This window comes from Mesorhizobium shangrilense (assembly GCF_040537815.1).
Classification (GTDB): Bacteria; Pseudomonadota; Alphaproteobacteria; order Rhizobiales; family Rhizobiaceae; genus Mesorhizobium; species Mesorhizobium shangrilense.
In genome coordinates this window covers 1,200,120-1,212,576 of the sequence record NZ_JBEWSZ010000001.1, presented here as the reverse complement: position 1 = coordinate 1,212,576, position 12,457 = coordinate 1,200,120, and the positions used below count along the sequence as shown (strand labels likewise).

11 protein-coding genes are annotated in these 12,457 nt (G+C 62.1%); 4 read left to right on the top strand and 7 right to left on the bottom strand.

Annotated features, from left to right (window positions below; genetic code table 11):
* Nucleotides 1-18: 18 nt before the first annotated feature.
* On the bottom strand, nucleotides 19-378 hold the full coding sequence (locus ABVQ20_RS06165) for a diacylglycerol kinase (protein WP_354458659.1): 360 nt from the start codon (nucleotides 376-378) through the stop codon (nucleotides 19-21).
* Nucleotides 379-760: 382 nt separating this feature from the next.
* On the opposite strand from ABVQ20_RS06165, the gene ABVQ20_RS06160 reads away from it, so the two are divergent.
* The 3 genes from ABVQ20_RS06160 (at nucleotide 761) to ABVQ20_RS06150 (ending at nucleotide 3,043) form a co-directional block, all read left to right on the top strand.
* A complete protein-coding gene (locus ABVQ20_RS06160; RefSeq protein WP_354458658.1) occupies nucleotides 761-1,831 on the top strand; it encodes a GGDEF domain-containing protein in 1,071 nt (356 codons plus the stop codon).
* Between the two features lie 110 nt (nucleotides 1,832-1,941).
* On the top strand, nucleotides 1,942-2,316 hold the full coding sequence (locus tag ABVQ20_RS06155) for an antitoxin Xre/MbcA/ParS toxin-binding domain-containing protein (RefSeq protein WP_354458657.1): 375 nt from the start codon (nucleotides 1,942-1,944) through the stop codon (nucleotides 2,314-2,316).
* Nucleotides 2,276-3,043: an RES family NAD+ phosphorylase gene (locus tag ABVQ20_RS06150; protein WP_354458656.1), complete on the top strand. Its 768-nt coding sequence runs from the start codon at nucleotides 2,276-2,278 to the stop codon at nucleotides 3,041-3,043. Before ABVQ20_RS06155 ends, ABVQ20_RS06150 begins: the two co-directional genes overlap by 41 nt.
* Nucleotides 3,044-3,107: 64 nt before the next feature.
* Here the strand turns inward: ABVQ20_RS06150 and ABVQ20_RS06145 are convergent, their stop codons facing one another.
* From ABVQ20_RS06145 to ABVQ20_RS06125, 5 genes are all read right to left on the bottom strand, one after another.
* Complete coding sequence (locus ABVQ20_RS06145; RefSeq protein WP_354458655.1) at nucleotides 3,108-4,481, bottom strand: class II 3-deoxy-7-phosphoheptulonate synthase; 1,374 nt, start codon at nucleotides 4,479-4,481, stop codon at nucleotides 3,108-3,110.
* A gap of 194 nt (nucleotides 4,482-4,675) precedes the next feature.
* The gene (locus tag ABVQ20_RS06140) at nucleotides 4,676-5,110 is read right to left on the bottom strand and encodes a DUF3995 domain-containing protein (protein ID WP_354458654.1); all 435 of its coding nucleotides are present in this window, start codon (nucleotides 5,108-5,110) and stop codon (nucleotides 4,676-4,678) included.
* Nucleotides 5,107-5,448: an Mpo1-like protein gene (locus ABVQ20_RS06135; RefSeq protein WP_354458653.1), complete on the bottom strand. Its 342-nt coding sequence runs from the start codon at nucleotides 5,446-5,448 to the stop codon at nucleotides 5,107-5,109. The genes ABVQ20_RS06140 and ABVQ20_RS06135 overlap by 4 nt, the downstream gene beginning before the upstream one ends.
* A 199-nt stretch (nucleotides 5,449-5,647) precedes the next feature.
* Nucleotides 5,648-9,145, bottom strand: a complete 3,498-nt coding sequence (gene mfd, locus ABVQ20_RS06130) for a transcription-repair coupling factor (protein ID WP_354458652.1) — start codon at nucleotides 9,143-9,145, stop codon at nucleotides 5,648-5,650.
* Between the two features lie 72 nt (nucleotides 9,146-9,217).
* A complete protein-coding gene (locus ABVQ20_RS06125; RefSeq protein WP_354458651.1) occupies nucleotides 9,218-9,505 on the bottom strand; it encodes a succinate dehydrogenase assembly factor 2 in 288 nt (95 codons plus the stop codon).
* 92 nt (nucleotides 9,506-9,597) lie between these two features.
* Here ABVQ20_RS06125 and recG point away from each other — a divergent pair, with 92 nt between their 5' ends.
* Nucleotides 9,598-11,706 carry an ATP-dependent DNA helicase RecG gene (gene recG, locus ABVQ20_RS06120; RefSeq protein ID WP_354458650.1) on the top strand — a complete coding sequence of 703 codons (2,109 nt, stop codon included), beginning with the start codon at nucleotides 9,598-9,600 and terminating at the stop codon, nucleotides 11,704-11,706.
* Here the strand turns inward: recG and ABVQ20_RS06115 are convergent.
* A complete protein-coding gene (locus tag ABVQ20_RS06115) occupies nucleotides 11,658-12,416 on the bottom strand; it encodes a DUF502 domain-containing protein (protein WP_354458649.1) in 759 nt (252 codons plus the stop codon). The two genes, recG and ABVQ20_RS06115, sit on opposite strands and share 49 nt — an antisense overlap.
* Between the last annotated feature and the right edge of the window lie 41 nt (nucleotides 12,417-12,457).

The window sequence follows — 12,457 nt, the reverse complement described above, 5'->3', positions numbered from 1 at the left end:
CATGTAGTAGCTGGACCGTCAGATCGGTAGTCCGGTGATCCGTTCGATCAAAGCGATGCCCCAGACGCCGGCAACGATCATGACCGAAATCAGCACCGCCAGCGAACCGCAATCCTTGGCGAGCTGGATGTCTATGTGGAACTCGTGGGAGATGGCGTCACACGCTGCTTCAATGCCGGTGTTCAACACCTCAACCATGATCAGGAGCAGCACCGCGCCGATCAGCAGCGCATAACCTCGCCATGACGTCGAGACGAACCATCCCAGCGGCAAGGCAAGCACCAGCAGCATCAACTCCTGCTGGAAGGCCTTTTCGCTCGCCGCCAGCTTGCGAAACGCCCGTACCGAATTGAAGAACGCGTCGATCAGCCGCTGCATGCCAAATCCCCGTCAGAATCACCGGCCCGAGATAATGCAATGGCCGCATCAATGGAATAAGGTGGTTTGTCCAAAACTCATTCGTTGCAGGCAAGGTCACGGCTCATGATCTTGGTTGGAATGGCGCAACACCATCTTTCGGACAGGCCTTACCTCAAAATAGGCACAGGGTTTCTACAGCCTGAGGTAGAAAAAGCTTGCGAAGCCACAGTAAATTAAGGAAACTTTAGCGCGCCCGCATTTATTATGCCGGCGAGCGAAAGTCGTGGGTGGGGACGCGTCTCTTCGCAAGATGCTCTGGAATGTCGAGCGCGTTCCCCCGTATCGGTGACATCCGGCACCCGCAAGTCCGCGACGGCTCCTAGGGTAGAGTGAACAGAACATGCAACCGGCAACCGCCCAGACCGAACGAAACGCCGACATTGCAAGCACGGTTGTGGCGACCATGCGACAGCTGGGCGTCCTGGGACTGCCGCGCAACTATGAGATCTTTTACGAAGCGCTGAGCGGCACCAATCACGAACTCAGCCTTGCCGTCGTTTCGCTCAGCAATCGCCCGACCCAGGACGAACTGGACAAGATCGGACGCACCTTCTTCGCGCAGAACCATGGCCCTAGCATCGTCGAGCATGCAAGGGATGTGATCGCCAGGGAGCTCGAGGACGTTGCCTTGCTGCTGAGAAGCGAACGCAACCACATCGAGAAGTACGGCAGGATTCTCGATGAGACGTCGAGCGGGCTGAGCAGCCGCAGCCTTCTTTCGCAGGATCTTCTGCAGAAGATCGCCAACGCCATGTCGGCCGCCACGAATTCGACGATCGACCATGGCAGGCAGGTGGCAACCACGCTCAGTGACAAGACGGCTGAACTCGAGAGCGTGAAGTCGAAGCTCGAGGAATACAAGCGGCTCGCGGACACCGATCCGCTGACCCATATCTGGAATCGCCGCGCCTTCGACAAGGAAATCACCAGGATCTACAACAGCAACAAGGGCATCCTGTTCAATGCCCTGATCCTTGCCGACATCGACCGCTTCAAGGACATCAACGACCGCTACGGCCACCCTGTCGGAGACAAGATCATCCAGATCATCGCCGATATCCTGCAGACCAGCATTCGTGGCGACATGTTCGTTGCCCGTACCGGCGGCGAGGAGTTCGCGCTGATCATCGAAGGCGCCAGCGAAGATACAACCTATGAGATAGCCGAACGTATCCGCGCGCTGATAGAACAGACACCTTTCACCAGCAGCCAGACCGGCACGAATTACGGCACCGTCACTGTCTCCATGGGCATCTGCATGGCATCGGAGGCCGAAAACCCCGAGGATCTCTACACCAAGGCCGACCGCGCGCTCTACCGCTCGAAGGTCAGCGGCCGCAACCGCGTGACCAGGCATTCGACCATGGCCGGCCGCTCCGGCAAGAGCTGGCTGCTTTACAAGAAAGATTGACGCTCCCGTCGGCTTCTTATCCTCGCCTCTTCGAATTTGGCCGACCCCACCCTTTCCATGTGAATTTTTGTGGACTATATTTTCTACAGAAATGGAAAGGCACGCACGCGATGCAACTCCAGACCGCTGCCAACACGGCCGAGAATGCAGTCCTGACCAAGGCAACGCTGCGCGCCGCTGATCTGCTGGACATTACCGCCAGGATGCTGGCCTCCGTGATCGGCGTCTCCGAAGCCACGGTTTCGCGCATGCGCAGGCAGGAATTCCTCCTGGAACGTGGCACCAAGCCATTCGAGCTCGCGGTGCTGTTCGTGCGCCTGTTCCGCTCGCTCGACGCCATTGTCGGCGGCGACGAGGCTGTCGCCCGGGCGTGGCTGAAGAACCCAAACGCGGCGTTCGACGCCACGCCGCTGGAAAAAATCCTCACAATCACCGGGCTTGTCGATGTCATTGCCTATCTGGACTCCCGACGCGCTCTCGTCTGAAGCAGTACAGATCGAAGGCAAATACTGGCGCATGGTGGAAGCGCAGCACCGTGTCTCGACGTTGAAAGTCGTCGACACGCTGGACGAGCAGTCGCTGCTCGAAGACCTCATCGAGGAAACCAAGCCACAAATCCCGCTTGAATGCCGGCATCTCCATTATCTGCTGGCGACGCCCTTCCGCTACGGCTCGGTCTATCCGCACGGCTCCCGCTTCCGCCGCGCCGGCCGGACAAAGGGCGTTTACTACGCGGCGGAGACCATGATGACCGCCGTGTCGGAAATGGCCTTCTACCGGCTGCTGTTCTTCGCTGAATCGCCGGATACGCCCTGGCCGCATGACGCCGCAGAATACACCGCCTTCGCAGCCGCGATACGCTGCGCAAGAGCTGTCGACCTGACCCGGCCGCCGCTTGATCGCGACGAGACGGCATGGGCCCACCCCATCGACTATGTGGCCTGCCAGAACATCGCCGACGTCGCGCGAGAAGCCGGACTGGAAGCGATCCGCTATCGCTCCGCACGCAACCCGAACGGCGCCAACATCGCGCTGCTTACATGCCGTGGCTTCGCCAAGCCGAAGCCGATCGAGCCACAGACATGGCGCATCCGCCTCGGCGCCTTCGGCGTGCAGGCGATCTGCGAATTTCCGGAAAAGCGGATCGAGTTTTCAAGGACGGCTTTTGCCGATCCAAGGCTCAGGGACCTGCGTTGGGAACGCGGACGCTGATTTGAAGTTGAAAAGGCGCCGGATTTCTCCGACGCCTTTCGATCACGGAAAACACAGAAAGATATCAGCTATTTACAGCCTGCTTGTGCTGCACCGGGTGGCTCTTCTTGAGCAGGTCAGACACCAGGAACGCCAGTTCGATCGCCTGGTCGGCGTTGAGGCGCGGATCGCAATGAGTGTGATAGCGGTCATGCAGTTCCTCGGCGGTGATGGCGCGGGCGCCACCAGTGCACTCCGTCACGTTCTTGCCGGTCATCTCGACATGGATGCCGCCGGGATGCGTGCCTTCGGCGCGGTGCACCTCGAAGAAGGTCTGCACCTCCTTCAGGATGCGGTCGAACGGCCGCGTCTTATAGCCGGCGGCCTCGATCGTGTTGCCGTGCATCGGGTCCGACGACCAGACCACGCTGCGGCCTTCCTTCTTCACCGCACGCACCAGCTTCGGCAGATGATCCGCGACCTTGTCGGAACCGAAGCGCGCAATCAGCGTCAGCCGGCCCGGCTCATTCTCGGGGTTGAGCAGGTCGATGAGTTCCAGCAAGCCATCTGGCGTCAGCGACGGGCCGCATTTCAAGCCGAGCGGGTTCTTGATGCCGCGGCAATATTCGACATGCGCGTGGTCGGGCTGGCGGGTGCGGTCGCCGATCCAGATCATATGGCCTGACGTGGCGTACCAGTCGCCGGACGTTGAATCGACACGGGTCAGCGCCTCCTCGTAGCCGAGCAGCAGCGCTTCATGGCTGGTGTAGAAATCCGTCTCGCGCAACGCGTAATTGGTTTCCGAGGTGATGCCGACGGCCTTCATGAAATCCATCGTCTCGGTGATGCGGTTGGCGAGCGACTCGTATTTCTCGCCCTGCGGGCTGTCGGACACGAAGCCGAGCATCCAGCGATGCACATTCTCCAGGCTGGCATAGCCGCCCTGCGCGAAGGCGCGCAAAAGGTTGAGCGTCGCCGCCGACTGGCGGTACGCCATTTCCTGGCGGGCCGGATCGGGAATGCGCGACTTGGCATCGAACTCGATGCCGTTGATGATGTCGCCGCGATAGCTGGGCAGCGTCACGTCGCCCTTGGTCTCGTTGTCGGACGAGCGCGGCTTGGCGAACTGGCCGGCAACGCGCCCAACCTTCACCACCGGCTGTGCGCCGGCAAAGGTCAGCACGACCGACATCTGCAGGAACACGCGGAAGAAGTCGCGGATGTTGTCCGCGCCATGCTCGGCGAAACTCTCGGCGCAATCGCCGCCCTGCAGAAGGAATGCGTCGCCGGCAGCGACAGCGGCAAGCTGCTTCTTCAGCTTGCGTGCCTCACCTGCAAAAACCAGCGGCGGAAAGGTGGCAAGCTGGGCTTCAGTGCTCTTCAGCGCGGCAAGGTCCGGATAGGCAGGAACCTGCTTGATCGGCTTTGCTCTCCACGAATTCGGCGACCATTTCGTCATCGTTGCACCCAGCACTCTTTCCGAGCAATTCCAGGAAAAGTGTGAAACGGTTTTCCGACCGGAATTGCATCAAACAAACAGGCAGGCGCCATCGCCCGCCATTCCCGCCCCTGTATGGGGTGGCGGCTCCATACACGAAGCCGATTTCCTATTCTAGACCGGATTTGGTCGCGTGGCGAATGGAGGCTGGCCGGTTACTGCACGGCGTCTGTGGACGCCATATAGAAAAATCCCAATCCAAGCACGAGGCACAAGGGGCTATAGAGCAAGGTGTCATACCTGGCGAAGCGCGTTGTCCTGACCCGTTTGAACAACCCGACATATCTGGACCAGCTCAGTGCCCGCGCAGCGAAGATGACAGCCCAAAGGATACCACCTGCCCTTAGCCACGATTGCGGCAACGGCAGATGGACCCTCCCGGCAAGCCCGAGGACGAGCCAGAGCACCAGCACCAACACCAGGCCGACAGCAACAGCGCCCAGGGACGCCATCTCGATTACCGGGCTACCATCTTCGCGTTGCGGCAACGCCAGATCCGCCGCGACGCGACCGCCAAGGCCCCAATAGAAGTGAAAACCGGCAGCAAGCAAAAGGATCACCGAGCAGATCGCGCTGACTGCAATCGTCATGGTGTCGGTCTTGCAACCCCGTCCAGTCGCCGCAATTGGCGACCGAGGCCACCCGTCATGTCGAGTGCGAGCATTCGAAGCAGCGCGATGGCGCTCCACAAGGGCCGGTCGGCGAAGGGCTTGTTGCTGTTGTGCTCGAGCAAAGGATGCGTAAGCAGGGCAGCGAGATAGAAGAGGGGAATGATAACCAGGAAGGCCCACCAGACGAGCAGGAAAGATGCCACAATCCCTGCTATCGGAGCGAAAAACAGGCCGAGATAATGGACAAGCCGCGTGGAAGGCCGTGAATGTCCGGCAAGATAGCCGAGCCAGTATCCATCGAAGGTTTGAGGATCCATGATCGTTCCCCTTCAGCTTCCGGCATTGATGAGTTGCAAGCGCATCTCATTCCGATATTCGAAATACTTCAATGGCTCCAATCGTCGCAGGTCCCTCGATAGTCGATACGGCCTTTTGATTGCCCTCGATCAACAACTCCTGTCGAGTTGAACTGGCACTAGCATGCCTCTCCTGCCCAAATGCAAAGGCGACAACCCGCTAAGCGGCCTTGTCGACCAGCTTGGCCAGTTGCGTCATCACCACTGCCGAGCCAGCCAGGCGCTTTTCAGGCGTCGGCCAATCCCGGGCGAAGACGACGCTGTGGTCCGGCCGGATCTTGGCCAGCGAGCCCTGCTCGCCGATGAACTTGACCAGCCCGACCGGGTTGGGGAACTCGCGCTTACGGAAATGGATGACGACGCCTTTTGGTCCGGCATCAAGCTTTTCGACATTGGCCTTGCGGCAGAGCGCCTTGATGAAGACGATCTTCAACAGATGCTTCACCTCCTCCGGCAGCGGCCCGAAACGGTCGATCAGTTCGGCGCCAAAGGCATCGATCTCCTCGGTGTTTTCGAGATCGCCGAGACGGCGATACAGCGCCAGCCGCAGCTGCAGGTCGGGAACATAGCTTTCCGGGATCATAACCGCCGTGCCGACGGCGATCTGCGGCGACCAGCCGCCGTCCTGAACCTCGCCGGAATCCTTCACCTCGGCGACAGCCTCTTCCAGCATCTGCTGATAGAGTTCGAAACCGACTTCCTTGATATGCCCAGACTGCTCTTCGCCAAGAAGGTTGCCGGCACCCCGAATATCAAGATCGTGGCTGGCGAGCTGGAAGCCTGCGCCCAGCGTGTCCAGTGACTGCAGCACCTTCAGGCGGCGCTCGGCGGTGTCGGTGAGCTTGCGGTTGGCCGGCAGCGTGAACAGCGCATAGGCGCGCACCTTCGAACGTCCCACACGGCCGCGCAGCTGATAGAGCTGCGACAGGCCGAACATATCAGCGCGATGGATGATCAGTGTGTTGGCGGTCGGAATATCCAGGCCGGATTCGACGATGGTCGTCGACAACAGCACATCGTACTGGCCATCGTAGAAGGCATTCATGATGTCGTCGAGTTCGCCCGGCGGCATCTGGCCATGGGCCACCGCCACCTTCAGCTCCGGGACGGATTCTTTCAGGAAATCATGGATTTCCGCCAGATCGCTGATGCGCGGGACGACGTAGAAGGAGTGTCCGCCGCGATAGCGCTCACGCAGCAGAGTCTCGCGGATGACCAGCGGATCGAAAGGCGAGATGAAGGTGCGCACAGCCATGCGGTCGACCGGCGGCGTGGCGATCAGCGACAGTTCGCGCACGCCCGTCAGCGCCAGCTGCAGCGTGCGCGGGATCGGCGTCGCCGACAGCGTCAGAACGTGGACATCGGCCTTCAGGTCCTTCAGCCGCTCCTTGTGCTTGACGCCAAAGTGCTGCTCTTCGTCGATGATGAGCAGGCCGAGATTCTTGAACGAGATCGACGAGCCGAGCAGTGCGTGGGTGCCGACGACGATGTCGACCTGACCTTCGGCAATGCCTTTCTTGGTCTCGGCCAATTCCTTCGCCCCAACAAGGCGCGAAGCCTGAGCAACGCGGATCGGCAGGCCGGAAAAGCGCTGCGAAAAGGTCTTGAAATGCTGGCGCGACAACAGCGTTGTCGGCACCACCACCGCGACCTGGAACCCTTCCATAGCGGCAATGAAGGCCGCGCGCAGCGCCACTTCGGTCTTGCCGAAGCCGACGTCGCCGCAGATCAGCCGGTCCATCGGCTTGCCGGCGCCAAGATCGTCGCGGACGGAATCGATCGCCGTCTGCTGGTCGTCCGTCTCTTCATAGGGAAAACGCGCCGCGAACTCGTCGTAGAGGCCGTCCGCCGGCACCAGTGCGGGTGCTGCACGCATCTGCCTTTCGGCAGCGATGCGGATCAGCTGCCCGGCCATGTCGAGCAGGCGGCGCTTCAGCTTCGCCTTGCGCGACTGCCAGGCGCCGCCGCCAAGCTTGTCGAGCGTCGCCTCGGCCGAATCCGAGCCGTAGCGCGACAGAAGCTCGATGTTCTCGACCGGCAGGAACAGCCGGTCGTCGCCGGCATAGTGGATTTCGAGGCAGTCATGCGGCGCGCCAACCGCTTCGATGGTGCGCAGGCCGATGAAGCGGCCAATGCCATGATCGGTGTGAACGACGATATCGCCCGATGACAGCGCGGAGGCCTCGGCGATGAAGTCGGAAGCGCGCTTCTTGCGCTTCGAACGCCGGATCAGCCGGTCGCCCAGAATGTCCTGCTCGGCGACGACGACCAGCTTTTCGGTCTCGAAGCCGGATTCCAGTGGTAGCACGGCAAGTGCCGCCTGCCCCGGCTCGAGCTTTTCGGCTTCGGCGAGCGTTGCGACCTGCTTGAGGTTGCCAAGATGATGTTCCGCAAGGATCTGGCCGAGACGGTCGAGCGAACCCTCGGTCCAGCCAGCGACAACGATGCGCCGGCGGGCCGCGCGCTCGTCGGCGATGTGTTTTACGACGACATCGAAGACGTTGATGTTGGGGTCGGCGCGTTCCTCGACAAAGCTGCGGCCCTGGCGCGAACCGGCGTGATAGACCTTTTTCGCGCCGGCATCTGGCGCGTCGAACGGCGTGAAATCGATCGCTTCGCGCGGTCCGAGCGATGAGACCAGATTTTCCGGCGACAGGTAAAGCAGGTCTGGCGGCACCGGCTTGTAGGGAACAGCGTCCTTCAGCGCGGCGTCGGCCTGCTTCTTGCGCGCCTCGTAGTGATCGAGGATCAGCGTGTGGCGTTCGGCAAGCGCTTCATGTGCCAGATGGTCGAACACCACCGGCGTCTCCGGCAGATAATCGAACACCGTCTCCAGCCGCTCGTAGAAGAACGGCAGCCAGTGTTCCATGCCGGCGAAGCGCCTGCCCTCGCTGACCGCCGCATAGAGCCCGTCGTCGCGTTGGGGGGCGCCAAAAGCTTCGATATAGGAGCGGCGGAAGCGGCTGATGGTTTCGGGCGTCAGCGCCACTTCGCTCATCGCCTGCAGCGCCATCGATTTGCGCTGGCCCGTGGTGCGCTGCGTGGCGGCGTCGAAAACACGGATGGATTCCAGCGTGTCGCCGAAGAAGTCGAGCCGGAGTGCCTCGGTCCAGCCCGGCGCCAGGAGATCCAGAATGCCGCCGCGCACCGCGAACTCGCCAACGCCGCGCACGGTCGGCACCCGCTCGAAGCCGGAGATCTCCAGGCGCGAGATCAGCGCGTTCATGTCGATCTGGTTGCCGGGCTTCGCATGAAACGTCTGCGCTTCGACGAGACCAGCCGGCGGAATGCGCTGCAGCAGCGCGTTGGCGGTGGTCAGGATGACCGCGCGATGCGGTTTCCTGGCCAGCGCGATCATCGCGGTCAGCGCATCGAGCCGCCGCGCGGCGGCATCGGAGCCGGGCGACACGCGGTCGTAAGGCAGGCAATCCCATGCCGGCAGGTCGAGCACGGGCAGGCCGGGTGCGGCAAACGCCAGCGCCTCGACGATTGCCGGCAGGCGCTGTCCATCGCGCGCCACGAACAGCACCGGCTTGTCGGGGGCGATTTCGAGCGCCGTCTGCACCAGCGCGAAGGCCTCGTAGCCGTCGGCGACGCCGTCGACGATGAACTGGCCGGCGCGGCCCTTGGGCAGGCCGATTTTGGGAATGAGGGTCATGAGATCACGGTCTTGTCTTGTCGCAATTTCGGACGGAAAACCGCTTCGCACTTTTCCTGGAATTGCTTGTGTTCAGAATGTCATGGAGCGGCGTGAGGCCAGAATTTTTTGCAGAACACTGCAATCAATGTCCGCCGGAACCGGTCGCTCTCCGGTGATCATTGGCAGGAATTCGGTGTCGGGAATATCGAGGAGCCTCTCATATTGGTCGATTTCATCGCTGGTCAAGGCGTGGATCTGGGCATCGGCGAAGCCGCCGAGGATGAGGTCCATTTCACGCATGCCGCGATGCCACGAGCGGAACAGCAGTTTGCGGCGGCGAGCGTCGAGCCCTTCGCTTGATCGTGTCGTTCCGGTCATCGTGCCGCATCCTCACTTGCTGCGGCGCATATAGCGTGGATAGAAGGGGCTGTCAGCCTTGCGCTGTGACCGTCTCGACATAAGCTGACATCATGCGCCCTTCCCTGCTCGATCCGTTGTTCGTCCCGATCACCTCGCTTGCCGGGGTTGGGCCGAAGGTTGGCGCGCTGATCGAGAAGGTGGTGACCGCCGATCTCGGTGATCGCGCGGCGCGCGCCGGCGACCTCCTGTTCGTGCTGCCGCACACCGTCATCGACCGCCGCAACCGCCCGGGCATCGCGCTTGCCGCCGAAGGCGCCATCGTTACGCTTGATGTGCGCATCGACCGTCATCAGCCTCCTCCTCGCGGCAACCGTTCGGTGCCGTACAGGGTCTATGCGCATGACGACACAGGCGAGATCGCGCTGACCTTCTTCCACGCCCACGCCGCCTATCTGGAAAAAGCGATGCCGGAGGGCGAACATGTCATCGTTTCCGGCCGTATGGAATGGTTCAACGGCCGCCCGTCCATGGTCCATCCTGATCACATTGCACTCGCCAGCGAAGCCGAAAACCTGCCGCTGGTCGAGCCCGTCTATCCTTTGACGGCGGGACTGTCGGGCAAGGTGTTGCGCCGGGCGATCGGCCAGGCACTCGGCCGTCTGCCTGTATTGCCCGAATGGCAGGATGCGGAATTTCTGCGCCGCCGGACTTTTCCGGCCTTTGGCGACGCGCTTGCCCGCATCCACAATCCAGCCGACCCCATCGATGTCTCCGTCGACGGCGCGGCGTGGCGGCGCCTTGCCTATGACGAACTGCTGGCGGGCCAGGTCTCGCTGGCCCTGATGCGGGCAAAGGTCCGCCGCCTGTCCGGCCGGCCGCTGATCGGCGACGGCCGCATCGTCGAAAAACTGCGCGCGGCCCTGCCCTATTCGCTGACAGCCAGCCAGGAATTCGCACTGGCCGAGATCAATGCCGATCTCGCCGATCCCGAACGCATGTTGCGCCTGCTGCAAGGCGATGTCGGTTCCGGCAAGACGGTGGTGGCGCTGCTCGCCATGGCCCGCGCCGTCGAAGCCGGCGGCCAGACGGCGTTGATGGCACCCACTGAAATCCTGGCCCGCCAACATCTCGCGACGATCGCACCCCTGGCTGAAAAAGCTGGCCTGCGCATTGCGGTCCTTACCGGTCGCGAAAAAGGTCGCGAGCGCACTGACACATTGGCCGGCCTGGCCAATGGCGACATCGACATCGTCATCGGCACCCACGCGCTGTTCCAGGAGACGGTGACGTTTCACGATCTCGTCTTCGCCGTCATCGACGAGCAGCATCGCTTCGGCGTTCACCAGCGCCTCGCCATGACCGCCAAGGGCGACGCGCCCGACATGCTGGTGATGACGGCGACGCCGATCCCGCGCACGCTGGTGCTGACCGCATTCGGCGACATGGACGTGTCGAAGCTGACCGAGAAGCCGGCAGGACGCCAGCCTATCCGCACCGTCACCTTGCCGCTAGAACGGCTGGACGAGCTGGTTGGCCGCATGCGCGACGCCGTGGCCGAGGGCCAGAAAATCTACTGGATCTGCCCGCTGGTCGAAGAATCCGAAGAGATCAAGCTGATGTCGGCCGAGGATCGCTTCGCCTCGCTGCAACCGCTTTTCGGCGACCGGATCGGCCTCGTCCACGGCCGCATGAAAGGCGCCGAAAAGGACGAGGCGATGCGCGCCTTCAAGCAGGGCGAGACGCGCATCCTGATCGCCACCACGGTCATCGAGGTCGGCGTCGACGTGCCGGATGCGACGATCATGGTCATCGAACACGCCGAGCGTTTTGGCCTTGCCCAACTGCATCAGCTGCGCGGGCGCGTCGGGCGCGGCGACAAGCCATCTTCCTGTGTTCTGCTCTACAAGGACCCGCTCGGCGAAACGGCAAAACGCCGCCTGTCGGTCATGCGTGAAACGGAAGACGGCTTCCGCATCGCCGAGGAGGATTTGAAACTGCGTGGCGAAGGCGAATTGCTGGGCACCCGCCAGTCGGGCACACCGGGTTTCCAAGTGGCGCGTATCGAGGCGCATGCCGATCTGCTCGAAGCCGCCCGTGATGACGCGCGCCTGATCCTGTCGCGCGATCCGGACCTGCAATCCGAGCGTGGCGAAGCGCTCCGGCTGCTGCTCTACTTGTTCGGCCGCGATGAGGCCGTGCGGTTGCTGCGTGCCGGCTGAGGCCCTGTCCCGAGGGGCGGATTGGCAAGCGTTCCATTGATCGGCTCGCCGTTCGCCGTCAGCAACTTCGCCTTGACCTCGGGCGCCACCAGCCCGGCCGAGACGATCAGCTTGGCACCGTCCTCGATCGTCATGTCGAGCACAACGATGTCGGATTTCAGCACATACATCAGGAAGCCGGTGGTCGGGTTGGGCGTGCACGGCATGAATACCGCGATCAGCGGGTCGCCTTCCTGATCGAGCTTCTCGTTGATCTCCGTGTGCCTCTCGCCCGCGACAAAGACCAGCGACCAGACGCCCTTGCGCGGATATTCGACCAGCCCGACTTGGCGGAACATGTCGCCCTTGTTCGACAGCACGGTCTCGAAAATCTGCTTCAGCGACCCGTAGATGCCGCGCACCAGGGGCATGCGGCCAAGCAGGCGCTCGCCGAAGCCAACGATGGCGCGGCCAACGATATTGGCCGTGAGGAAACCAATCAGGGTGATCAGGAACAGCGCCACGATCAGCCCGAAACCGGGAACCGGAAACGGCAGGTAGGTGTCGGGGCTGTAGCGAGCCGGAATATAGGGCTTCACCCAGGAATCGACCCAGCCGACAACGGACCAGGCGATGTAGGCGGTGATCGCCAGCGGCGCACACACGATGAAGCCGGTCAGGAAATAGTTTCTCAGCCGGGTCATGCCGGAGGTCTTGGGAGCATCGGACATGATTCACCGCGGCGCGCTGTTGCGCCGCAAGATTAGTGAAC

Coding starts and splice junctions, on each gene's coding strand:
- ABVQ20_RS06145 (WP_354458655.1), bottom strand. CDS start 4,481: ATGACGAAATGGTCGCCGAATTCGTGGAGAGCAAAGCCGATCAAGCAG.
- ABVQ20_RS06165 (WP_354458659.1), bottom strand. CDS start 378: ATGCAGCGGCTGATCGACGCGTTCTTCAATTCGGTACGGGCGTTTCGC.
- ABVQ20_RS06135 (WP_354458653.1), bottom strand. CDS start 5,448: ATGGATCCTCAAACCTTCGATGGATACTGGCTCGGCTATCTTGCCGGA.
- ABVQ20_RS06150 (WP_354458656.1), top strand. CDS start 2,276: ATGTCATTGCCTATCTGGACTCCCGACGCGCTCTCGTCTGAAGCAGTA.
- ABVQ20_RS06155 (WP_354458657.1), top strand. CDS start 1,942: ATGCAACTCCAGACCGCTGCCAACACGGCCGAGAATGCAGTCCTGACC.
- ABVQ20_RS06160 (WP_354458658.1), top strand. CDS start 761: ATGCAACCGGCAACCGCCCAGACCGAACGAAACGCCGACATTGCAAGC.
- recG (WP_354458650.1), top strand. CDS start 9,598: ATGCGCCCTTCCCTGCTCGATCCGTTGTTCGTCCCGATCACCTCGCTT.
- mfd (WP_354458652.1), bottom strand. CDS start 9,145: ATGACCCTCATTCCCAAAATCGGCCTGCCCAAGGGCCGCGCCGGCCAG.
- ABVQ20_RS06140 (WP_354458654.1), bottom strand. CDS start 5,110: ATGACGATTGCAGTCAGCGCGATCTGCTCGGTGATCCTTTTGCTTGCT.
- ABVQ20_RS06115 (WP_354458649.1), bottom strand. CDS start 12,416: ATGTCCGATGCTCCCAAGACCTCCGGCATGACCCGGCTGAGAAACTAT.
- ABVQ20_RS06125 (WP_354458651.1), bottom strand. CDS start 9,505: ATGACCGGAACGACACGATCAAGCGAAGGGCTCGACGCTCGCCGCCGC.